Source organism: Schinkia acidoalkalinis (assembly GCF_054301215.1).
Genome location: NZ_CP182573.1, coordinates 3,934,950 through 3,954,232, shown reverse-complemented (window position 1 = coordinate 3,954,232; position 19,283 = coordinate 3,934,950). Strand labels below are relative to the sequence as shown.

Annotated in this window: 22 protein-coding genes and 1 pseudogene; 6 read left to right on the top strand and 17 right to left on the bottom strand. The window is 35.4% G+C overall.

Going from position 1 to position 19,283, the window contains the following annotated elements; translation table 11 throughout:
* Positions 1 to 357: 357 nt before the first annotated feature.
* From ACNQFZ_RS20165 to ACNQFZ_RS20145, 5 genes are read right to left on the bottom strand one after another with little or no spacing between them, the layout of a single operon-like run.
* Complete coding sequence (locus tag ACNQFZ_RS20165; protein ID WP_458413080.1) at positions 358 to 546, bottom strand: hypothetical protein; 189 nt, start codon at positions 544 to 546, stop codon at positions 358 to 360.
* A gap of 10 nt (positions 547 to 556) precedes the next feature.
* A complete protein-coding gene (locus ACNQFZ_RS20160) occupies positions 557 to 850 on the bottom strand; it encodes a stalk domain-containing protein (protein WP_458413079.1) in 294 nt (97 codons plus the stop codon).
* Between the two features lie 2 nt (positions 851 to 852).
* Complete coding sequence (locus tag ACNQFZ_RS20155) at positions 853 to 1,296, bottom strand: hypothetical protein (protein ID WP_458413078.1); 444 nt, start codon at positions 1,294 to 1,296, stop codon at positions 853 to 855.
* Between the two features lie 4 nt (positions 1,297 to 1,300).
* Positions 1,301 to 2,584: a replicative DNA helicase gene (locus ACNQFZ_RS20150; RefSeq protein WP_458413077.1), complete on the bottom strand. Its 1,284-nt coding sequence runs from the start codon at positions 2,582 to 2,584 to the stop codon at positions 1,301 to 1,303.
* Positions 2,581 to 3,552 (bottom strand): DnaD domain-containing protein, encoded by a 972-nt coding sequence (locus ACNQFZ_RS20145; RefSeq protein WP_458413076.1) that lies wholly within the window; start codon positions 3,550 to 3,552, stop codon positions 2,581 to 2,583. Before ACNQFZ_RS20145 ends, ACNQFZ_RS20150 begins: the two co-directional genes overlap by 4 nt.
* 276 nt (positions 3,553 to 3,828) lie before the next feature.
* Between ACNQFZ_RS20145 and ACNQFZ_RS20140 the strand changes: the two genes are divergently transcribed.
* Positions 3,829 to 4,848 carry a DUF3231 family protein gene (locus ACNQFZ_RS20140; protein ID WP_458413075.1) on the top strand — a complete coding sequence of 340 codons (1,020 nt, stop codon included), beginning with the start codon at positions 3,829 to 3,831 and terminating at the stop codon, positions 4,846 to 4,848.
* 177 nt (positions 4,849 to 5,025) lie between these two features.
* Here the strand turns inward: ACNQFZ_RS20140 and ACNQFZ_RS20135 are convergent, their stop codons facing one another.
* The 3 genes from ACNQFZ_RS20135 to ACNQFZ_RS20125 form a co-directional block, all read right to left on the bottom strand.
* Positions 5,026 to 5,550, bottom strand: a complete 525-nt coding sequence (locus ACNQFZ_RS20135) for a hypothetical protein (protein WP_458413074.1) — start codon at positions 5,548 to 5,550, stop codon at positions 5,026 to 5,028.
* Between the two features lie 8 nt (positions 5,551 to 5,558).
* A complete protein-coding gene (locus tag ACNQFZ_RS20130) occupies positions 5,559 to 6,023 on the bottom strand; it encodes a tyrosine-type recombinase/integrase (RefSeq protein WP_458413073.1) in 465 nt (154 codons plus the stop codon).
* Between the two features lie 81 nt (positions 6,024 to 6,104).
* Positions 6,105 to 6,392: a hypothetical protein gene (locus ACNQFZ_RS20125; RefSeq protein ID WP_458413072.1), complete on the bottom strand. Its 288-nt coding sequence runs from the start codon at positions 6,390 to 6,392 to the stop codon at positions 6,105 to 6,107.
* A gap of 363 nt (positions 6,393 to 6,755) precedes the next feature.
* Here ACNQFZ_RS20125 and ACNQFZ_RS20120 point away from each other — a divergent pair.
* Positions 6,756 to 7,876, top strand: a protein-coding gene (locus ACNQFZ_RS20120; protein ID WP_458413071.1) for an IS3 family transposase whose coding sequence is annotated in 2 segments (ribosomal slippage) — positions 6,756 to 7,005 and positions 7,005 to 7,876 — 1,122 coding nt in all. Because the reading frame shifts where the segments join, the coding sequence is not laid out codon by codon here.
* A gap of 460 nt (positions 7,877 to 8,336) precedes the next feature.
* Here ACNQFZ_RS20120 and ACNQFZ_RS20115 read toward each other — a convergent pair.
* From ACNQFZ_RS20115 to ACNQFZ_RS20095, 5 genes are all read right to left on the bottom strand, one after another.
* Complete coding sequence (locus tag ACNQFZ_RS20115; RefSeq protein ID WP_458413070.1) at positions 8,337 to 9,770, bottom strand: ABC transporter substrate-binding protein; 1,434 nt, start codon at positions 9,768 to 9,770, stop codon at positions 8,337 to 8,339.
* A gap of 271 nt (positions 9,771 to 10,041) precedes the next feature.
* Complete coding sequence (locus ACNQFZ_RS20110; RefSeq protein WP_458413069.1) at positions 10,042 to 10,866, bottom strand: MIP/aquaporin family protein; 825 nt, start codon at positions 10,864 to 10,866, stop codon at positions 10,042 to 10,044.
* Positions 10,867 to 11,051: 185 nt separating this feature from the next.
* Positions 11,052 to 12,152, bottom strand: coding sequence for a radical SAM/SPASM domain-containing protein (locus tag ACNQFZ_RS20105; protein ID WP_458413068.1), 1,101 nt, complete (start codon positions 12,150 to 12,152; stop codon positions 11,052 to 11,054).
* Between the two features lie 1,382 nt (positions 12,153 to 13,534).
* Entirely contained in the window at positions 13,535 to 13,729 is a 195-nt protein-coding gene (locus ACNQFZ_RS20100) for a hypothetical protein (RefSeq protein WP_458413067.1), read from the bottom strand.
* Positions 13,730 to 13,882: 153 nt separating this feature from the next.
* Positions 13,883 to 13,963, bottom strand: a complete 81-nt coding sequence (locus tag ACNQFZ_RS20095; protein ID WP_162137827.1) for a YjcZ family sporulation protein — start codon at positions 13,961 to 13,963, stop codon at positions 13,883 to 13,885.
* A 742-nt stretch (positions 13,964 to 14,705) separates the two neighbouring features.
* On the opposite strand from ACNQFZ_RS20095, the gene ACNQFZ_RS20090 reads away from it, so the two are divergent.
* The gene (locus tag ACNQFZ_RS20090) at positions 14,706 to 14,813 is read left to right on the top strand and encodes a YjcZ family sporulation protein (protein WP_458413066.1); all 108 of its coding nucleotides are present in this window, start codon (positions 14,706 to 14,708) and stop codon (positions 14,811 to 14,813) included.
* Between the two features lie 132 nt (positions 14,814 to 14,945).
* Here ACNQFZ_RS20090 and ACNQFZ_RS20085 read toward each other — a convergent pair whose 3' ends face one another.
* A complete protein-coding gene (locus ACNQFZ_RS20085; protein ID WP_458413065.1) occupies positions 14,946 to 15,119 on the bottom strand; it encodes a hypothetical protein in 174 nt (57 codons plus the stop codon).
* Positions 15,120 to 15,257: 138 nt separating this feature from the next.
* Between ACNQFZ_RS20085 and ACNQFZ_RS20080 the strand changes: the two genes are divergently transcribed.
* Both ACNQFZ_RS20080 and ACNQFZ_RS20075 read left to right on the top strand, forming a co-directional pair.
* Positions 15,258 to 15,365, top strand: a complete 108-nt coding sequence (locus ACNQFZ_RS20080) for a YjcZ family sporulation protein (RefSeq protein ID WP_458413064.1) — start codon at positions 15,258 to 15,260, stop codon at positions 15,363 to 15,365.
* 218 nt (positions 15,366 to 15,583) lie between these two features.
* Positions 15,584 to 15,859 carry a hypothetical protein gene (locus ACNQFZ_RS20075; protein ID WP_458413063.1) on the top strand — a complete coding sequence of 92 codons (276 nt, stop codon included), beginning with the start codon at positions 15,584 to 15,586 and terminating at the stop codon, positions 15,857 to 15,859.
* 75 nt (positions 15,860 to 15,934) lie between these two features.
* Here the strand turns inward: ACNQFZ_RS20075 and ACNQFZ_RS20070 are convergent, their stop codons facing one another.
* Positions 15,935 to 16,120, bottom strand: coding sequence for a hypothetical protein (locus tag ACNQFZ_RS20070; protein WP_458413062.1), 186 nt, complete (start codon positions 16,118 to 16,120; stop codon positions 15,935 to 15,937).
* Positions 16,121 to 16,542: 422 nt separating this feature from the next.
* Between ACNQFZ_RS20070 and ACNQFZ_RS20065 the strand changes: the two are divergent.
* Positions 16,543 to 17,143, top strand: a pseudogene (locus ACNQFZ_RS20065) (IS110 family transposase); the annotation flags it as partial.
* 26 nt (positions 17,144 to 17,169) lie between these two features.
* Here the strand turns inward: ACNQFZ_RS20065 and istB are convergent.
* Together istB and istA are read right to left on the bottom strand one after the other, a co-directional pair.
* Entirely contained in the window at positions 17,170 to 17,931 is a 762-nt protein-coding gene (gene istB / locus ACNQFZ_RS20060; RefSeq protein WP_458411699.1) for an IS21-like element helper ATPase IstB, read from the bottom strand.
* A complete protein-coding gene (gene istA / locus ACNQFZ_RS20055) occupies positions 17,931 to 19,214 on the bottom strand; it encodes an IS21 family transposase (RefSeq protein WP_458411698.1) in 1,284 nt (427 codons plus the stop codon). Before istA ends, istB begins: the two co-directional genes overlap by 1 nt.
* Positions 19,215 to 19,283: the final 69 nt, after the last annotated feature.

Here is a 19,283-nt window from a genome sequence, read left to right as displayed (position 1 = left end):
AATAACAACTGCTTTCGCTGGAAAACTCTTGAACTTCGTCAAAGGATGTATAGAGTCCTCCAGGTCTATTAATCTATTGTTTTTTCTTAACCCATGGGAAAGAGATCCACAAGTTAAGGCTTAACTCACACCTAAACATTGCCCATTACTATATCGTCTTCCAAAGTAAAGCGGTCTATACCCTAACGACAAACTCTTATCTGCAGTTGTACAAGCCATTGGACCTAATCCGTTTAAATATTTATGTAGTTCACCAAATACAAGTAATTTATCCATTCTTATTCCCTTTTATAAATAATCTCCCCTACTAGTCGACAAGTGCCGGCACTTGTCAATTATGAAACACCCTGCCCCTGTTTAAAAGATTTCTTTGATGTAAGTAAAATTCTTAAGAAGTTCGCTTTCATTGATTATGATTGTATTCGTTAATTCTTTCGTTCTCAGCACGAATTCTTTAACACCGATAAACTCCGATTCACTAATCATATAAAACTCTGTCCCTTTTTTGTAACCATTAAATTTTCTTTTTAGCCTATATACTTTCATTGAATAACTCCTAGCGTTGAATATTTACTAGTTTCAAAGGTTTGGAAAAGGATGTCTCTTTCCCATTTACAATCGCTGCATGGTTTCCTTCAGGAAATACAATGGTTACACCATCACGCTCAACTTTTATAAAGCGTTTTTTCCTTTCAACATTCCACGAAACAGCTGCCCCCATCTCCTCGAATAGTTGACGTATGGGAAAATATGTTACTCCATCAAATATTTTAGGTTTTTGTGATTTTTCAAACTCAACATTTATATTGTACATAGATGCTTTTAAAATGGAAATAATTCTGGTCGACAAGTTCACTGGTACTTGTCAATGAGCTTCCCCTTCAAATAACACCCAGCAACGGAAGGAAAACTCTTACATTCCTTCTTCATTTCCATGAACGAAACTGCATCCTTTCCTCTTACAATCTCAAATTCTAGCGGATATTCATGACAGTTCAATGGGCGGCTAGTAAAGGACTTAATATAGAATTGGATGGCCTCCTCCTGGCTGTGGGCATAGATAAAAACAAAAGCCTTCTGGTCCATCTTCATGGAGTAGATCCTTACCTTGCGAAAACCCAATACATTCTTTTCAATCATGTCCGCTACTTTCTTATGATCTGCTTGATGTAAGTCAATTTTTGATATATTATCATCTAATGAAATTTTCTGCTCGGCTAATAAATGACATAAGTAGTGGGCCAAAGCGGTTTCCTCATGAATTAAACAATCGTGATACAATTCTTTTACTAACATGTGATCACACCTCGTTTTTTGGTTTTTTTCCAACGGAAAAACTCTGTTCTTTTTGGTCTTCAATCGCCCCTGTATATTCATTGTAATTCACTGTGATGGTTCCCACTGGACCATTCCTGTTTTTCGAGACAATGATTTCAAGGGAATGATTCTCGGAATCCTTGTCATAATAGGCTTCACGATACAAAAATAAAATGACATCGGCATCCTGTTCAACACTGCCGGATTCCCGAATATCTGACATCATCGGACGTTTATTGGCTCTAGTTTCCACCGAGCGATTGAGCTGTGCTAAACAAACAACGGGGCAATCAAAATCTTTTGCCATCATTTTCAGGGATTTCGATATTTCCGTTACCTGTGAATGGGAATTCCCTCCATAAAATTGACTTGATGCGATTAAGGTTAAGTAATCAATAAAAAGAATTGGTTTCCTGTGCGGAAATTGGTTCATGAGCTTTCTTGTTTTCGCTCTCATTTCGGCAACCGTTTGCCCTGCCCCGTCAAAGACTTGCATATGAGTTTCATCAAGATTCCCAATGACATCCGACCATTTATTCTTTTGACTTTCGGTGAGCATTCTTTTCGGATCCCGCATTTTTGCGCGGTTGAATCCCCCTGTTGAAGCTATTAATCGAGAGGTGATGAGCTTTTCAGGCATTTCTAAGGAAAAGACGAGTGGCAGGTACCCTGCCCAACCTGATATTTTTGCAAAATGAAGCATCACATCGGTTTTCCCCATCGAAGGCCTTGCTGCTAGAATCGTCACTTCCCCACCTTGAAAACCTCCCGTCATGAGATCGAGCTTTTCTATTCCAGTTGTCACACCTTTAGCATGAAGTTGGTCCTCCCAAGGGGCCTCATAAACCCTCGCCAACGCTTGATGGATCGAGGTGTGATCCTCCATTTTCGATTGGTTAATTTTATCCAACTTGGCAATGACTTTCGTAATCTCCCAATCATTCATAGCAGCACATGTTAAAATATTTCGCTTTTCCCGTTCCTTCCACAGTTCAAGAATGAGCTTCTCCGTTTCATCGAATTTCTCAAGATCTGCATACGATAGCAGCTCCGAAAGATAGGACATCCCTCCGAATAATTCTAGGTCCGGTAAGGTGGTCAAGGAGATTAAATCAATAGTCTTTCCAGTCCGCTTACGCTCCACCATTCTTCGCATTAATTCTTGATGCGGTGTACTTTCCAACTGTTCAGGTTGAATCACAGTATCATTGAGTAAATAATCCGCCTTTATCAAGCTTCCTAAGAACGCTTTTTCCGCTATATTCATTTCTTTTCACCTGCCGTTAGGTCAAATTCAAAATCTCTTGGAATCGCCCTACCAGCAGGACCAGGTTCGTTTGATTGCCGGTTCTTTAGTACAGGCTTTTGTATCTCCTCATACGAATCCACTTCTTCTACGGTTAGTAAAGATTCGCTATCCCAGTTTTTCAGAATCCCTACAACATAATTCAGCCTTCGTTTGTTATTCGCACATGCAATCGTCATGGCTTTTACAATCATTTCCTTCGGTTGTAAAAAACTAGAATCATCTAACCACGACAACAACTGCTGCTTCGCATGTACGTTTGAAAAACCAAATCCATTATCATCCCAAAACTCAATGATTTCTCTCACATCATCTGGATTATTCTCTATCATCGGACGGAGCGCTTCTTTTTGTTGTTGTTTTTCTTTTTCATTTTCTTTTTGTTTTTCTTTTTGCCCACGTATCGTATCGCGACATAGCAACGTATCGTCATATTCTTCATAAGCGGTTATATTGGGCTCTTTTTCATCCTGATTTTGATCTTCCGTAGAGAAAAACTTATCTTCTTGTATATAAAAAGCTTCATATAAACTGCGAATCTCTTGTTTATGTATCGATTCCAAAACATATTGAATAAGCGTACGATCCTCGACTTCTTTTAATTCGGTAAAAATACAATCCATGACCGGTTTTCCGCCTTTTAGGAGGTTCTCTTTCCCCCAGTTCTTAATCGCCAGTTCCCTAGTTTCAGGATTGTAACGAATCAACCGATGGTGCTTCTCAAATCGCTCCATTAACGACTGAACACTCTCAATTGAATAGCCTAAATCAAAAGCCATTTGTTTTTTCGTAATTCGATAGATTCCAATTTGAGTCGTATGCGGATTGGTGAGCAGGTAAAGGTAAAAATACTTATCCTCCGGGGTCATCTCTTCTAAAACAATCGGATTTTTCCAAAAATCAGTACGTACCATTCTGTATTTTGCCATCCTTACCACTTCCCTTTCTTCACAAAAAATTTCCCTTCATATTGTAAATATTGTTTCATGAAGAAAAAGGGAGGTCAGTTTTCATAAGTTTGTTAAATTTTTTTTAAAAATAAAAAAACCTTGCAACTTTCACAATGCAAGGTTTTGCGACAATGGGACAAAACAGTGACAGTAAAATCTTGTGATTGTTGGGGTTTCTAACTTTTTTACATATTTTTTATTCTATGAGAAACAATAAAAATGCACGAAATAATATTGTAAAACGGAGGATGAACCTTGGAGACAAATAACCCCATTCGATTAACTGCTCCGGAAATGGCAAGCCTTTGGACTCAATACATTTTTGATACAATGTCCATTTGTTTCTTTCGTTATGTACTCGAACATGTCGAAGATCAAGAAGTCAAATCGATCTATCAAACCTCCCTTGAACTATCCAAAAGGCATATCGAAGAAATTACAGTATTCATGGTAAATGAAAATTACCCTATCCCACGTGGGTTTACAGAAAAAGACGACGTAAACATTCACGCACCGCGTCTTTTTCAAGACCCTTTCTACCTGAATTATATTTATATCATGACTTTACAAGGAATGACTGGATATGCTTTGTCTGTTAGTACTTCAGTTCGTTCTGACTTACGGAAGTATTACATAAACTGTATGTCCGAAACAATGGAGCTTTTTGATCAATCTATTGATTTAATGCTTTCAAAAGGACTTTTTACTCGACCTCCTATTATTACACCCCCCGAATCAATCGATTTTGTAAAGCACCAAAGTTTTTTAACTGGATGGTTAGGAAATCGCCGTCCGCTGAATGCTATCGAAATTGGAGATATTACATTCAATGTTCTAAAAATGCATTTACATGCTGCTTTAAAAGTGGGATTTATCCAAGTGGTCCAATCAAAAGAGGTTCAGCAGCATTTCAGGAGGGGACTTGAAATTGCAAATAAACACATAAAAATATTTGAATCAGTACTTGATGAAGAAAGATTAAATTCACCTATTTCCTGGCAATCGATGATCACAAACTCTACTTCTATGACCTTTTCAGATAAATATATGATGTACCAAATTCAAATGTCTACACAATTAACCCTTGCATTTTATGGTTCTGCTATGAGTGTCAATTCAAGAAGAGATATAGGTGCTCATTATTTACGATTAATTTTAGAGCTTTTACAATTTGCAGAAGACGGAGGAAACATAATGATAAAAAATGGATGGTTTGAGCAGCCTCCAACAGCAAGTGACCGAGAATCGCTTGCAAAAGAAAGGAGTAATAAATAATATTTCAGAAGTTGGACGCTAGGAACGATTCCTAGCTTTTTTATTTGATGCACCATGGGTCAAGGACAACATAATATTTCAGCTACTTTTTCCGCTAAACTGACCGATAGTTTAAGTACAAACCTTCACAAATTTCACACCGTAATTAACACAAATATTCAATTTTGCTTAGGGTTCTTATTCCATTAAATGGCCCGTGGGACCAGGATCCCGTCCACAAAACAGGTCACCCCCTAAGAAACTCGTTGCCTTTGCAGGTATTAATCCGACTAATAAATCATCTTTTTCATTTTTAGTAAACTTTTCATCCGGAATTACATTATGGCTTGCTGGTTCAATAGCTTTACGTTTCACCTCTGGATTTGATTTTGCATAAATTTCAGTCGTAGTAACCGAAGAATGTCCTAAAAAACTAAAGATATGTGGTGAAACTTTGTCGGGAAATAGTTCTGGCCGTTTTTTTCTGGCTGTCACTATGTATTTGTTTAATATATATGAGATTCCAGCCCTTGTTAATTTTTCTTCCTTTCTGTTGAAAAATAAAGGTGCTGAGATTTTTGATTCACTAAATAAACCATAATCATTTACATAAGCCTTTACGATATTTATTGTTTGGGGCATTATTGGAATAATACTTGTTTTGTTTCCTTTCCCAGTTAGACGTATTATTGATGATCCTTTGATTCTTATATCAAGAACCAATACATCTGCTAGTTTTCTTGGACTCTTGCTCCGGAATCGTAAAGTAAAGAAAGAATAGCTAAATCCCTGCGGCCTTCTTTATTTGATATATCTGGAGTAGTCAAAAGTTCTTTAATTGCTGCTACAGATAAATAGTTCATTTCAACCATAGGTGTTTTTTTGGAACTTATTGATAATATAGAATTGCACAATTCCATATGCTCTGGGGCTTCTATTTGTAAATACCGAAAGAATGCATGTAAAGCCGCCAATCTTTGATTTCTAGTTGAGATAGAATAATTTCTTGTATCTTCCAACCAAGTTAAAAATTCTTCAACCATCTTCTTGCTTATTTTTGGAAAACATAATTTTTCCGGTTTAATATGAAGAACATCCCTATATGATTTAATTGTGTTATCACTGTATCCCGTTCTTTGTGTTATATATTTTAAAAAATAATTAGATAAATATCTTCTAAAATCAGAACTATTCATTGATTTCCACCTCCGGAAAAATTCCGCTGTAAAGAGGTGTGACAGAATCAATAATTTGTCCATGAGCTTCTTCCGTGAGCCTCAGGTATTTTTCTGTACTTTCAATATCTCGAGTCCCAAGAAAGTACATAAAATTGGTAAAGCACAATAAAGATCCTGGCCATCCTGACCCATCTTTCCTAACGCATGAACTGCGAAAGTATGCCGGATATCATGAACCCTAGGACCAACCTCGTTATCTGCAAATATTCCTGCCAGTTTCATAAAATGCTTAAATTTTACATATACAGGAGTTTTGTTATATTTCCCATTATCTAGATCAACGTCGACCTTTTTTAATGACAATGCTTCATGATCCGTAACCCACATCCATACAACATTCTAAAAAGCATTGGGTAAATCTAGTGATAATGCTTACTAGACGGGGTATATTCCAAATTATCTACAACTTTAATTATGCTAGCGATTTCTTCATGAGTAAAAATATAAGGAGTAAACGTTTTAGCAATCGGAATTAATTCTTTAGGGTGCACGTAAAAATTAAAACCAAGACTATTCATAAATATGGAAAATTGTCTAATAAGGCTCATTCTCATATGTTGAGTCTTTGTCGATTCATTGCCCCTTTTGCTTACATAGTCCTCGACTATTTGGATCGGCTACACTTAGTTAGACAGAAATTTTAAGGTCAAGTAGAATTAACTATACTAATCAGTTATGAGGAGAATCTACATGACAAAAAAAGTACGTCGAACGTTTACCGAAGAATTTAAGGAACAGATCGTGCAGCTATATCAGAATGGAAAGCCTCGCAAAGACATTATTCGCGAATATGAATTAACCCCTTCTTCACTAGATAAGTGGATTAATCAAAGTAAGTCCTCCGGTTCCTTCAAAGAAAAGGATAACCTCAGCCCCGAACAGAAAGAGCTGCAGGAACTTAGGAAACGTAATAAGCAATTAGAGATGGAGAATGATATTTTAAAGCAAGCCGCGCTGATACTAGGACGAAAGTAAATGTGATTAAGAACAACCAGCACAAATACTCGATATCAGCAATGTGCAAGGTCCTGCAACTCCCAAGAAGTACGTATTATTATGAAGCAAAAGAACGAAAGAATGAAGATGATATAACTTCAGACATCGTTGAAATTTTCCATCAAAGCCGCCAAAATTATGGTGCAAGAAAGATAAAGCACGAGCTAAAGAAACGAGGGAAATTGGTTTCCCGTCGTCGTATCGGCAGGATTATGAACGAACAAGGGCTTGTTTCAGCTTATACCGTGGCTCAATTCAAACCACATAAGAATAAACCAAATGAAAGTGAACAAGCAAATGAGTTAAATCGTGAATTTACTCAAAAGGATGAGTTGACCGTCGTGGTCAGTGACCTAACCTATGTAAGAGTCCATAAAAAATGGAATTACATATGTGTATTTGTTGATCTCTATAATCGGGAAATCGTTGGATTTAGCACAGGTGAGAACAAAGATGCTTTACTAGTTTATCGTGCTCTATCGTCAATTAAAGGGAATTTGCATATGATTCAAATGTTAAATACTGACAGAGGAAGCGAGTTTAAGAACCAGATCATTGATGAAGCACTAGAAACGTTTAAAATCAAGCAATCTCTAAGTTTGAAAGGCTGTCCGTATGATAACGCAGTAGCTGAAGCAACATTCAAAATCATTAAGACAGAGTTCGTAAAGAAACGTCATTTTGATAGCTTAGAAGAGTTACACAGAGAGTTTACAGACTATGTGCACTGGTTTAACCACCTACGCATCCATGGTACTTTAGATTATCTAAGTCCAGTGGAATACAAACTTACGCACCTTAAGAAAACTGTCTAGTTTAGTGTTGACAATCCATTTCGTAAGAACCATGTTTGTATTGACATTTATAGCCATTTGCTAAAAGGGTCAAAAATACTAGGTTCCTGCATGGAGCGAAAGTGAATGAGGATAAAAATATTAGAGATTCTACAATGATATTTTATATAAGAAGGATAAAAAGAATTTAAAATCTATTTACTTTCTAATTTTTAGAAACTATTTCCTTAAGTTTTACAATCATATGGCTTTTAAAATAAAATGTTTATTTGTGTATATTATGAGTACGAGAGAATTAATTTGTATATTTGTCTACTTCAAAATTTGTGTAAAGAATGTGCATAGAACAATCGATAGTCTACGTGGGCTTGATAATCGGATACCAGTATTTGTTTTTTCCTCGATATATTTGAGATACATCCAAAACAGAAAGACATAGTATTTAGATTGAAGCAGAAATAAAGAGGCTGATTCAGCCTCTTTACTTCTTTATAGAGGTTTTATGCAGTACATCTTCTTTACTCTGCAGCCATTTTTGGTAGTATTCCTTTTGTGAATCACGTCCATATTTTTCAGTAATCTCATTCCATTCTGCTGCTGTTTGGTCTAACGCTTCCTCTGCAGTGAGCTTGCCTATTAGCGCAAGTTGGATATTTCGATCGATACTTTGCATATAATCCCAGCTTCCTGGAATCATTAGTTCAGGATTAATATTCTTTAAACTTTCTTCAAGGGTAGAAAAGAAATGGTTGCTTACCTTGACACTTGGAAAAGGTCCTTTATTATTAACCTCCAAATGACTGTAACGATAAGGATCATTAATTGTTTTATAGGAATTAATGGATTCTATGCTTACATCTTTTGATGTAAGATACTCAATCACTTGCCATGCCTTATCTTTAATCTCCGAATTCTTTGAAATAGCTAAAACTCTGCCGATCCAAGCTCCTCCAGTTGGTGCACCAGAAATTCCACCAGGTACTACTGACCAGTCAACCAAGTTTGAGACTTTAGAATCCCATGTATTTGGGTCATAGGAAAAACGTGCGGTATCACTCCACTGAATAGTCATTCCAAGATAACCTTGGAGGAAAGCATTATTTAAATCAACCCAATCATACATAGACCCAGGTGGTACAGCATCACTATTTTGTAAGTCAACAAGACTCTGTAAAGCTTTAACACCAATTTCACTATTGATAGTAGGATTCATATTTTCATCAAAATATTGCCCACCCATTGATAAGAAGCGTTCGACAAACCAAATATAGGTCATACCTCCTCCGTTTAAGAGTGCTGTACCATAATAGTCGATTTTGCCATCCTTGTTTTCGTCGCGAGTTAAAAAATGGGCGATTTGGTCATACTCTTCCCATGTTTTTGGCGGTGTTAAATCAATGCCGTATTTTTGCTTATACTCATCATTGTATTTTTCAAAAATATCCTTTCGATAAAATAATAGATGTGCATCTCCATCATAGGCCATTCCATATGTATGGCCGTCAAATTCCATGTAATTTTTTTTATAAAATGGTATCAAATCGCTTGTAAATTCATCTGTCATATAGTTTTCTAGGGGTAGAAGCATATCCCTTTCCACATATAATGGCAGTTTCACAGGGAAGATTGAATAAATATCATACTTTTCTTTCGTAGCAAACAGGAAATCCTCTAGGTTTTCAGTAAGTCTTTGTGGGTAATTATATACAAGTTTGATACCGAACTTTTCAGCAATTTCTTTCTCTTTCATTTTCATAAATTGCACAGCACCAGGTGATTCGGCTATGACCTTGACAGTTGTTAAATGATCTCCATTGTTTTCTTCAGCTTCCGCTGGTACAGAGCCTTTTATATTGGTACAACCAGCTATACTAAAGAGAAGCATCGTTATTATGGCCCATGAAAAATACTTCACTTTACCACCTTCTAAATATATAAAATTAATACCTTAAAAAAATATCATTCCTAACAATAAGTTAAATCATACCAATTTTATAAACAAGAGAATGAAATGTTATCAAAATATTCAATCGATTTATCTAAACTACTTTTCAAAAATTGTTTTTCAAATACTTTTGCTATGGAAAAAAAATCACACAAAAATAATGCTATGGGTGATTGCTTTTGGTTTTCCCAATTTTTAATTTATTTAGATTATCAAAGTCGTCAAATAATATAGTGTATTATTAAGCACTTAACCTATCTACAGGAACGCTTTTCTGGTCCTTTTTGCTTGCAAAGTTTACGATTGCAAGAATTACAATTGTTACTCCAAGGACTACCCAAAGGCTTGTTGTTGGTTCACCAAGGAATGTAGCTTTATAAATGACACCGGCAAGAGCACCTCCAAACATTGGTGCAACAATCGGGATCCAAGAATAGCCCCAATTAGAACCTCCTTTTCCTGGTATCGGTAGAAGGGCGTGTACTAATCTAGGTCCCAAGTCACGAGCGGGATTAATGGCCAACCCAGTTGTTGGACCCATAGCTAAGCATAGACAGATAATCAAGAACCCTACAATAAGAGGATTGACTCCATCTGCAAACTTATTTGCACCGATGGACAAGACACCTATTACAAGGATAAAGGTCCCAATGAATTCACTCACAAAGTTTCCAAATGTGTGAGGAATAGCGGGTCCTGTTGCGAATACTCCTAATTTTGCATCGGTGTCATCCGTTTCCTTGAAGTGTGGCAAGTAATGGAAATATGTAATTGTAGCTCCGAGCATACCTCCAATCATTTGTCCCGCAATATAAGTAGGCACCTCGCTCCAAGGCAGTTTTCCAATTAGAGCAAATGCAAGAGTTATAGCTGGATTTAAATGAGCACCACTATATTGAACTACAGCATAAGCAGCAACGGCTACCGCAAAGCCCCACCCTATCGCAAAAACAAGCCAGCCACTACCGTTAGAAAATGTTTTCTTTAGGTTTACACCAGCACATACACCTAATCCTAATGCAAGCATTATTGCTGTTCCGATTAATTCAGCCCAAAATGTTGTCATATATACCTCCTGTTAAATATGTTCTTTAATTTATAAGTTAAAAGAACACTTAATTAAATATATTTATCATAGTACGACCATAAAAAAGTATTTCTTTCCGAGGTTGGGCCACCTAGTCTCCCCCTTTTCCTCAGCAAAATCACGGATATAAAATGAACTTTATAATGTTAGAGAATTATAAAGTTTTAGACAAATATATCGTCAATCTTTTCTAGTTTAACTTCTTTGATTCTCTTGGGATTTTTCAGAATTTCTAATAAAAACTCATTTACCTCATTCCGGATGCAATAGTGCATACAATGTTTACTTGGGTCTAGTTTTTCGTTAATTTCAACACGTGTTGGACTATCCCAAACATCTAGGAAACTATCTTTAACTTTTCCATAATTAAGGTGATGGTGACCACGTTTATATGGACAAGGGTATACTCCACTTGGATTAACGATAGTTCTAAAGTTAGCTACGGGACATTCTGTATAATGTTTTTTTTGATTTAAATCTTTTGGTTTGTCGTATTGTCTTAGAGAGGTTGGATGAACAATCCTAAAATCTTCGGTTTGAAGCTCTTTGAGTTTCTCTTCCTCTTCACGAACACGTTTATGGAAATCATCAGTAAAGTTATACAAAACATGATTTGAATACAATAATGGCTTATATTCAAAATAATCACAGCCAATTTCTTTAGCAATTCTTGCTGCTTCATACAATTCGCTTGCATTTTCAAAGCCTCTTGTTTCCATTAATAAGAAGCAATAGCCCAATAATCCGTTTTTAATTTTACTTAGTTTCTCCATGCCTTGAATGATTCTATTAAACGAATTAGGTACTCTATTTGGGCGAGCTTTTAGAAAGGAATCCTTATTAGACGCATCCACTGAAACCCTTGTCCAGCTAGCATATTCAGCAATTTCTTGTGAGTATTGATCAATTAGTAATCCGTTTGTTGTAATACCAGCTTGGATATTACATTCATGAACATACTTTAAAATCCCCCCGAAATTTGGATGCAGCAATGGTTCACCCCCGCCTATGAATACTATTCCTTTAACACCAATCTGTTTAAATTCTGTAATCATATTGAAAAGCATCTCTTTTGAAAAAGTATCACCATGTAATACATCTGAACTAATACACTCTGGGCAAGAAAACATACAGTTGGTTGTTGGGTCTAATTCAATGATTTGAGGATAAGTAGTTCCTTTATTAACAAAATTAGTTAGCCAATCCCGATAATTTTCCGATAACAGTTTATCCTTAAAATTCATAATGTTTACTTTTTTGAACATAGTTTGTTTATCTCCCCTTTCAAAAATTAAAGATATGAATCAATAAATTGATCAAACTTTCCCTTAAACGGAATATTCAACACCACCACCTAACTCAATTACTCCAGTTTTTAATGGCCAGTTTCTCAATATGCCACTGTAATTGGAAAATAATGATATATTTCGACTTAAATAGACAAACCCCTCTTCAATTTAAAAAAATTAACAAATCATACACAATTTGGAAGTTTGTTTATTGGAGGATTTTACATTAAGAATAATGTTCGTTATTAAAATTAGCTAAATAAAAATAAACCAGGTAGCTAAGTATTGGCTGATACTCTAACTACCTGGTTTATAAAATAAAGTTTCCGTAAAAATTATCTGAAGCTTATTGTTCAATTCTTATGCAACCAAGTGTCTTGATTATTACCATTAATAATGCGATGGGGCAAATCCTTACTCGTTTTACTAAATAGATTCTTAGCCAATAGATTTCTCATTATTGGATTCATTATTTTTTAATAATTCTTAAGATCTTTACTTTGGAATTAATGAACTATTTCAGGGAAAAGGTTATGATTAGCAATTAAAGAATTAGAAGAATATACCTCTGTGGTTGACTCCCTATTACCTAATTCATTTAAGTAAGAAGCAATTGGTGTAGTTGCATAAACAGTATTTTTTAAAAAATCCTCCATGGAGTGGTCTACTAATTTTCATTTCCTAAATAATTTTGTTATCTTACAAATAATCTGTATAAAAGTTCATCCATACAAACGAAAGCGAAAATTACCAAAACTATCACTCATTGGTTTAGTATTTACATTCTTCCCAAAATCAATAGATGCTCACAGCTTTTTCTTAATATCTTTTTAATTAACAACAGCCTCATATTCTGTCATTAGCATAATGTATAAATGAGAGATACTCCAATTAGTATAACTACAAAAGTTGCTGTTGCCATGAGTGCGATTGGAATAGATTCACCCGGCAATATAAACATTACAATTGCTTGGTAACCCAAACCAGCTGATAAAATAATTAAACTAACTAATAAAAGAACGAAATTTCTGTTAAAGAGAATTACACCGATTGGTAAAAAAGGACAGATCCACTAAAAATAATTGTTGTAATTTTTCTTCCAATTTTATCTTATAGCATTGGTACAACGATACTCCATACAAATATCATGATTCCATAAATACCGATTAATAGACTGTATCATTACTCATGAAAGGGGCAATGTAAATAATACTGTAGCGATCCATCCATACTAAGCCGTATATCCGTGAGCACTTTCATAATATATAAGGTAAGTTTAAAATTAATAGAAAGAATACTCTAAAACATTATGGGGTAGATTAAATCTACCCCATTGAATTTAGGTTATAAGCATTTTCTCAAAATATCCGCCTTCTAAAACGGAATGAGAAAACAAAGACAATTGCAAAAAACGGAATGAATCTTCTACCAAAGCCGGAACGTAAAAAAATTCCTCCTGGAGGTGGGTCCCAGTCTATCATTCCTCTATATGTTCTACCATCACGAGTTCTTACCTCAACTGGTTCTCCTCTATATCTCATTAAAGGATGCATACTTAACACCTCCTTTCTTTTCATCGATTAAACAAAAGGGTAGAACCAAACGTTTGTCCTTCTACAACATGTCCTCGATAACTTTTAACTAATCTTACATAATTTCCTCTTTATTTAAGAACAAATCTTAAAAAGAGAAATACAATATATTGTCTAGTAGCTTCCAACGAATGAAGTTCCTACAATAATGAGCAATATGAACAACACAACAATTAACGCAAAAGAGGTTCCCATTCCCGCAGCTCCCATCATATTCATTCCTCCTTCCTGCAGTAGTTTAAAGGTTTGAATGAAACTACCTTTAATATAATGTATGAAATATAAAACAAATGGTAATGGACAAACCTTTAATTGTTTTAAAAAACCACACTTGTCCAATTCATGAGGGGGATAAAGACTGAAACTCAGCTTGAGAGCATAAAAAAGGTCTTCATATCTGTAAGTCATAAATAAGGTTGATGTACAATAGCCGCCTTTTCAGCATTTAATCTACTTAACTTTTAAGGGATATTGCGCACTAATTAACCCCGGCCATCCAACCGTAATACTAAACAAAAAAATGTCAATCACCCCTTTTGGAAATTGATATTTTAAAATCTGTCTCTTTAACTAAAGACCTCATTACTTCAATAAGCAGGGAATTCTTCTGCTGTACGTTATGTTCGAACCTCGAATTAGTGTATTTTAATAAAAACACGGTCAGGTCGATTAGGAATATGTCCCTCTACGAGAGTAACTTCTTTGATGAAACTAACAAAGTGACCACCTACTACAACTTCTTTCCCTTTGTACTTTTCCTTTTCTAATTCTGATTAATTCGTCTACTGTTTTAATCATTCTATCCTTCTCCTTAGTTCATAATATGAATCTTGTAAGTAGCATCAAAAATGATATTTCTGACTACGATACTTGTCCATTTCGAACAAGACTGGTTTTTCATAGAATGTACTATCTTTTAACAAAGGTGGTGATACTTATGTGTCAATCTTATGGTGGCGGATTTGGTACCAACTTTGCTTTAATTGTTGTTCTCTTCATTTTATTGATTATTGTTGGAACAGCATTTGTTCACGGAGGCTATTAAGACCAATTAAAAAATCCGTATCCGCCCACTCATCTCACCTCTAGGAAGCACTACCGCCGAGTGCTTCCATTTAATTCAAAACGTATATTAAAAATGATTATGATCTATAACACATTTTCTTCGAAATGTTCATTAATGATGTCTGTTTAAAAACAATAAAGCATCTACTACTGCGTCATAAAATATCCTAAATCGTTGCAACCATCGTCTTTTAAAACCATATTGGTTATCGGCAATGTTATCTATAAATAAACCGACAACAACTGACGCTGGAATTATAACGGTTAACATTATTGCTAAGCTCAATATTTTTCCTCCTTACTGCACTGTTTGAATCTTGTAAGTAGCATCAAAAATGATATTTCTGACTACGATACTTGTCCATTTCGGACATGTCTGTCTTGTCATAGAATGTACTATCTTTTAACAAAGGTGGTGATACTTATGTATCAATCTTATGGTGGCGGATTTGGTACCAGCTTTGCTTTAATTGTTGTTCTCTTCATTTTATTGATTATTGTTGGAACAGCATTTGTTCACGGAGGCTATTAAGACCAATTAAAAAATCCGTATCCGCCCACTCATCTCACCTCTAGGAAGCACTACCGCCGAGTGCTTCCTTCTTAATTCAAAACGTATATTAAAAATGATTATGATTTATAACACATTTTGTTATCACAATCTCAATCACCAACTAGGAACTTGTCCCTTTCAAACAAGATTTTTTTTTCATATTTTAAAATATCTTAAAAGAAAGGAGGAAACATCCTTTGTCCAAAAAAGAAGATGTTGTGAAACAACAAACACCAGAATGTCCAACATGTCCAGAAGGTACTGTTTGTGAAAATAGTGATTTACTCTGTATAAACATTCCATGTACGACTACAGTAGTATTGCTAGGCTTGATTAGGTTAAATATTGCTCCGTTATGCATTAGGGTTGGCGCAGTAGGTAATTTAGCAAACTTAACTGATCAAGAGAAACTTGCTCAAGTGCAAAATGTATTTGATGCACTTAGAAATACTCTTCCAAACTTTACAGCTTAATCAATTAATTACGATGCGATTGCTCATAAGGGCAGTCGTATCGTATTTAGTGAATAATTTCTTCGAAATGTTCATCTATTTTGGTTCAACAACTAAAGAAAATTTTCTAAAACTGTTTGATTTTATTACCTTATCAGCGAATTTCTTTGCAGATTCTTCTGTTTTAAAAACCTTAGCACTTTCTCTAACAAGTGTTCTACCTGGATCTCCATCCCAAGGAGCAATCCAACAATCTTGATTACTAAATTTTAATATAAACATATAGCTCCCCTCTTACGTCACAATATAAATCAAATGCGAACTAAAAGAGAGATTATTTTTATCTGTCTTGTTTCACTAAACTGACCGATAGTTTAAGTGCAAACCTTCACTAATTTCAGACCGTAATTAACACAAATATTCAATTTTGCTTGAGATTCTTATTCCATTAAATGGCCCGTTCGTATTATAAGGTTAGCCAGATATTTCTGGTTGAGCATTTTTTATATCGATATATGATTACTGTAGCCGGGGTAGAACGTATGGCCCGTGGGACCATGATCCCGTCAGAAAAACAGTTCACCCCCCACTTGTAGAAACATGTTTGAGGCAGGTTGGGACTAAGATCTCGTATAACAAGCGAATCTATGACACTACAGGAAGGATTAGGGGTACCAGTAATTATTTTTTGAGGAGGAATTTGAATGAATCCAGTCATTGGTCTGGATGTAGCAAAAGGTGAAAGTCAGGTTCAAGCATACTTGGATAAAAAGAAACCATATAAAAAGAGTTTTAAAGTACAACACAATCTTGAAGGTTTAGCTAGTTTATTAGATTTTATTAAAGAGTTAGAGGCTGTAGCAGAACAAAGAATTCTAGCTTACGTAAAGTAAAAACAGATATCATAGACTCAAATCATCTCTGCAAGCTATACTATAAAGAGGATTTAGAGCCTTATAAAAAGCGAGGAATTCAATTATTAAATCTACGTAATATTACAAGACAGCACGATAATATTACAGGGATAGTTGTGCAAACTAAACTCCAATTTCAGGCCGTTTTAGATCAAGTATTTCCTGCATACACCAAGGTTTTTGGAAGTCTATACTCAGATGTTTCTTTACTAACTTTACAAGTATTCCTTACTTCTGGCGAGGTTTTGAAAACTGATTGTGAAACATTGGCAACTAAAATAAAAGAATTCTGTAACACCCATTCCCTACAATTGGCAATCAAGCAAGCCAAAAATTAATAGCAGCCGCAATACAAAACCCATTTTATAAATGTCAACACTATCATGCACACTTTTGCTTGCGTAAGGATGTACAAAATCACTCGTTTTCTTTCTCTAAATGATCCTTCAAACGATAAGAAGGCCCCACAATCGCAACGACAGTTGCGTGATGTAAAATTCGATCTAAAATGGCATTGGCAAGCTTTGGCTCTTGGAAAATCTCATCCCATGATTTGAAGTTTACATTTGTTGTTAAAATCGTACTGCGCTTTTCGTAACGCATATCAATGAGCTGGAAAAATAGCTTCGCATCTTCAGAATCAATAGGTAGATAGCCAATTTCATCGATAATTAATAGCTTGTATTTTGTATAATGTTTTAAGCGGCTCTCTAGGCGATTCTCAAGACGTGCCTTTTTCAGGTTTTGAATCAAATCATGGCACTTTATGAAATAGGTGCTTGTACGTTTCTTAGCTGCCGCAATTCCAATGGAGGTTGCCAAGTGGGTTTTTCCAACACCACTCGGACCCAAAAAGACGATATTCTCATTCTTCTCAATAAAACGAAGCGTTAAGAAATCTAAGATCTGTTGTTGATTAATGGTAGGTTGAAAAGCGAAATCAAAATCCTTAATTTCCTTTAAATGTGGGAACGCACCGACCTTCACCATCGATTGAACCATATTCTGTTCGCGTACATCTATTTCGTAATTCGTTAATTTGATGATTGTATCAATGATTGAAAGTTGATTGTTCACGCTGAAGTCTATGACTTCATTTAAATGCAATGTCATTTGCTTAAGCTTTAAATACTCTAAATTTTGTAATAGCTGTTGGTAATTCGTGGCCACTGGATTCATTATTGATACACCTCACCAATCGCTGCTAAATTTCGTTTTGCTAAATCATCAATATCAGGATAAGTAGGCGTTGAAACCCCTAAAGATTCTTGATAATGCGCTTCCTGATAATTTAATTTCTTGTGACTTATAGGATGTTGTGCGATCAGCTTCGTGTTATAATAAATCCATAATTGATCATCATACACTTGTAATCCTACATTCTTTCCTTGGTACTTCGCTGGTACCGAGTATTGATTGGATTTGTAGGAAATCATGTTGGAAGCATTGACTTTTACAAGCGTATGTTTGATGCGATAAGAATCTCTTATTTTGTCAGTTGGTAGCTGGTGTAAGAGGTTCTTTTCTTTTTGGAATTCAAGGATTGGTATTTTTCCTGTACCTTGATGCACCTCGTGATTCAATCGGTGGCATAAATCTTGTACAAATTGATGTAGTTCCTCTAATGTTAACTGACCTTGGTAAGCATGGATTTCATCTAATAATTTCATGGTGGTTTCAACTTTCCCTTTCGTACGTGGTCGCCCTGCGATACAAGGCTTTACTTTAAACCCAAAATCCTTTGCGAATTGTTCAAACTTGGCATTTATTTTCCCTGGAAAATGCTCTGTTCTTGCTTCATCCATTACCGTTTTCATGTTGTCCGTAACGAGCTCATCTGGTACACCCCCAAATGCTTCAAATGCCTCTGTTAAAAACGAAAATAAAACACTTTGAGATTTTGAAATACTTAAATAAAATGTACGTAACCGGGAGCACGAAAGCAGTAGTACCGCAACATTCACTTCTACTTGTTCCCCATCTTTTGTTTCAAATGGAATACTTTCTTTCCAATCTAGCTGTGCTTGCTTCCCAGCTGGTGTTTCAAAACGAGCGGTTCCTGTAGGGACTGCAATCGGCTTGTCTTCCTCAAAGTAGGCATTAAACTCAGGCGTTTTTGCAATATAGGCTCGAAAAGTAGAGGCAGCACAATCAAGACCATGATTGTCCTTTAGATATTGCCAAAGCACTCGACGGTAATAAAATTTCTGTTTGGAATCCTCTGAAAGAAGTGCGGCTATGATGGGATAGTACTCATCAATTTTGGAAGACTTCTCCCTCTTACGCTTCGGCATAAAACCATTTAGATATTTTTCAATCGTTCTCCGATCCACACCTAATTCTCTTGCTAATTGACTTTTATTGATTTTCATTTTTAAATGCTCCATTACTTGTTTAAATTTTGGTAAGTCTATAAGACTCTTAATCTCAAAATCTGTTTCAACATTTAAAGTTATGTACATACTAATCACCCCAGGATTAGTATGTAAAACAATGTCAATTTTGTACATAGTTATTCAAGCAAGAGTGTG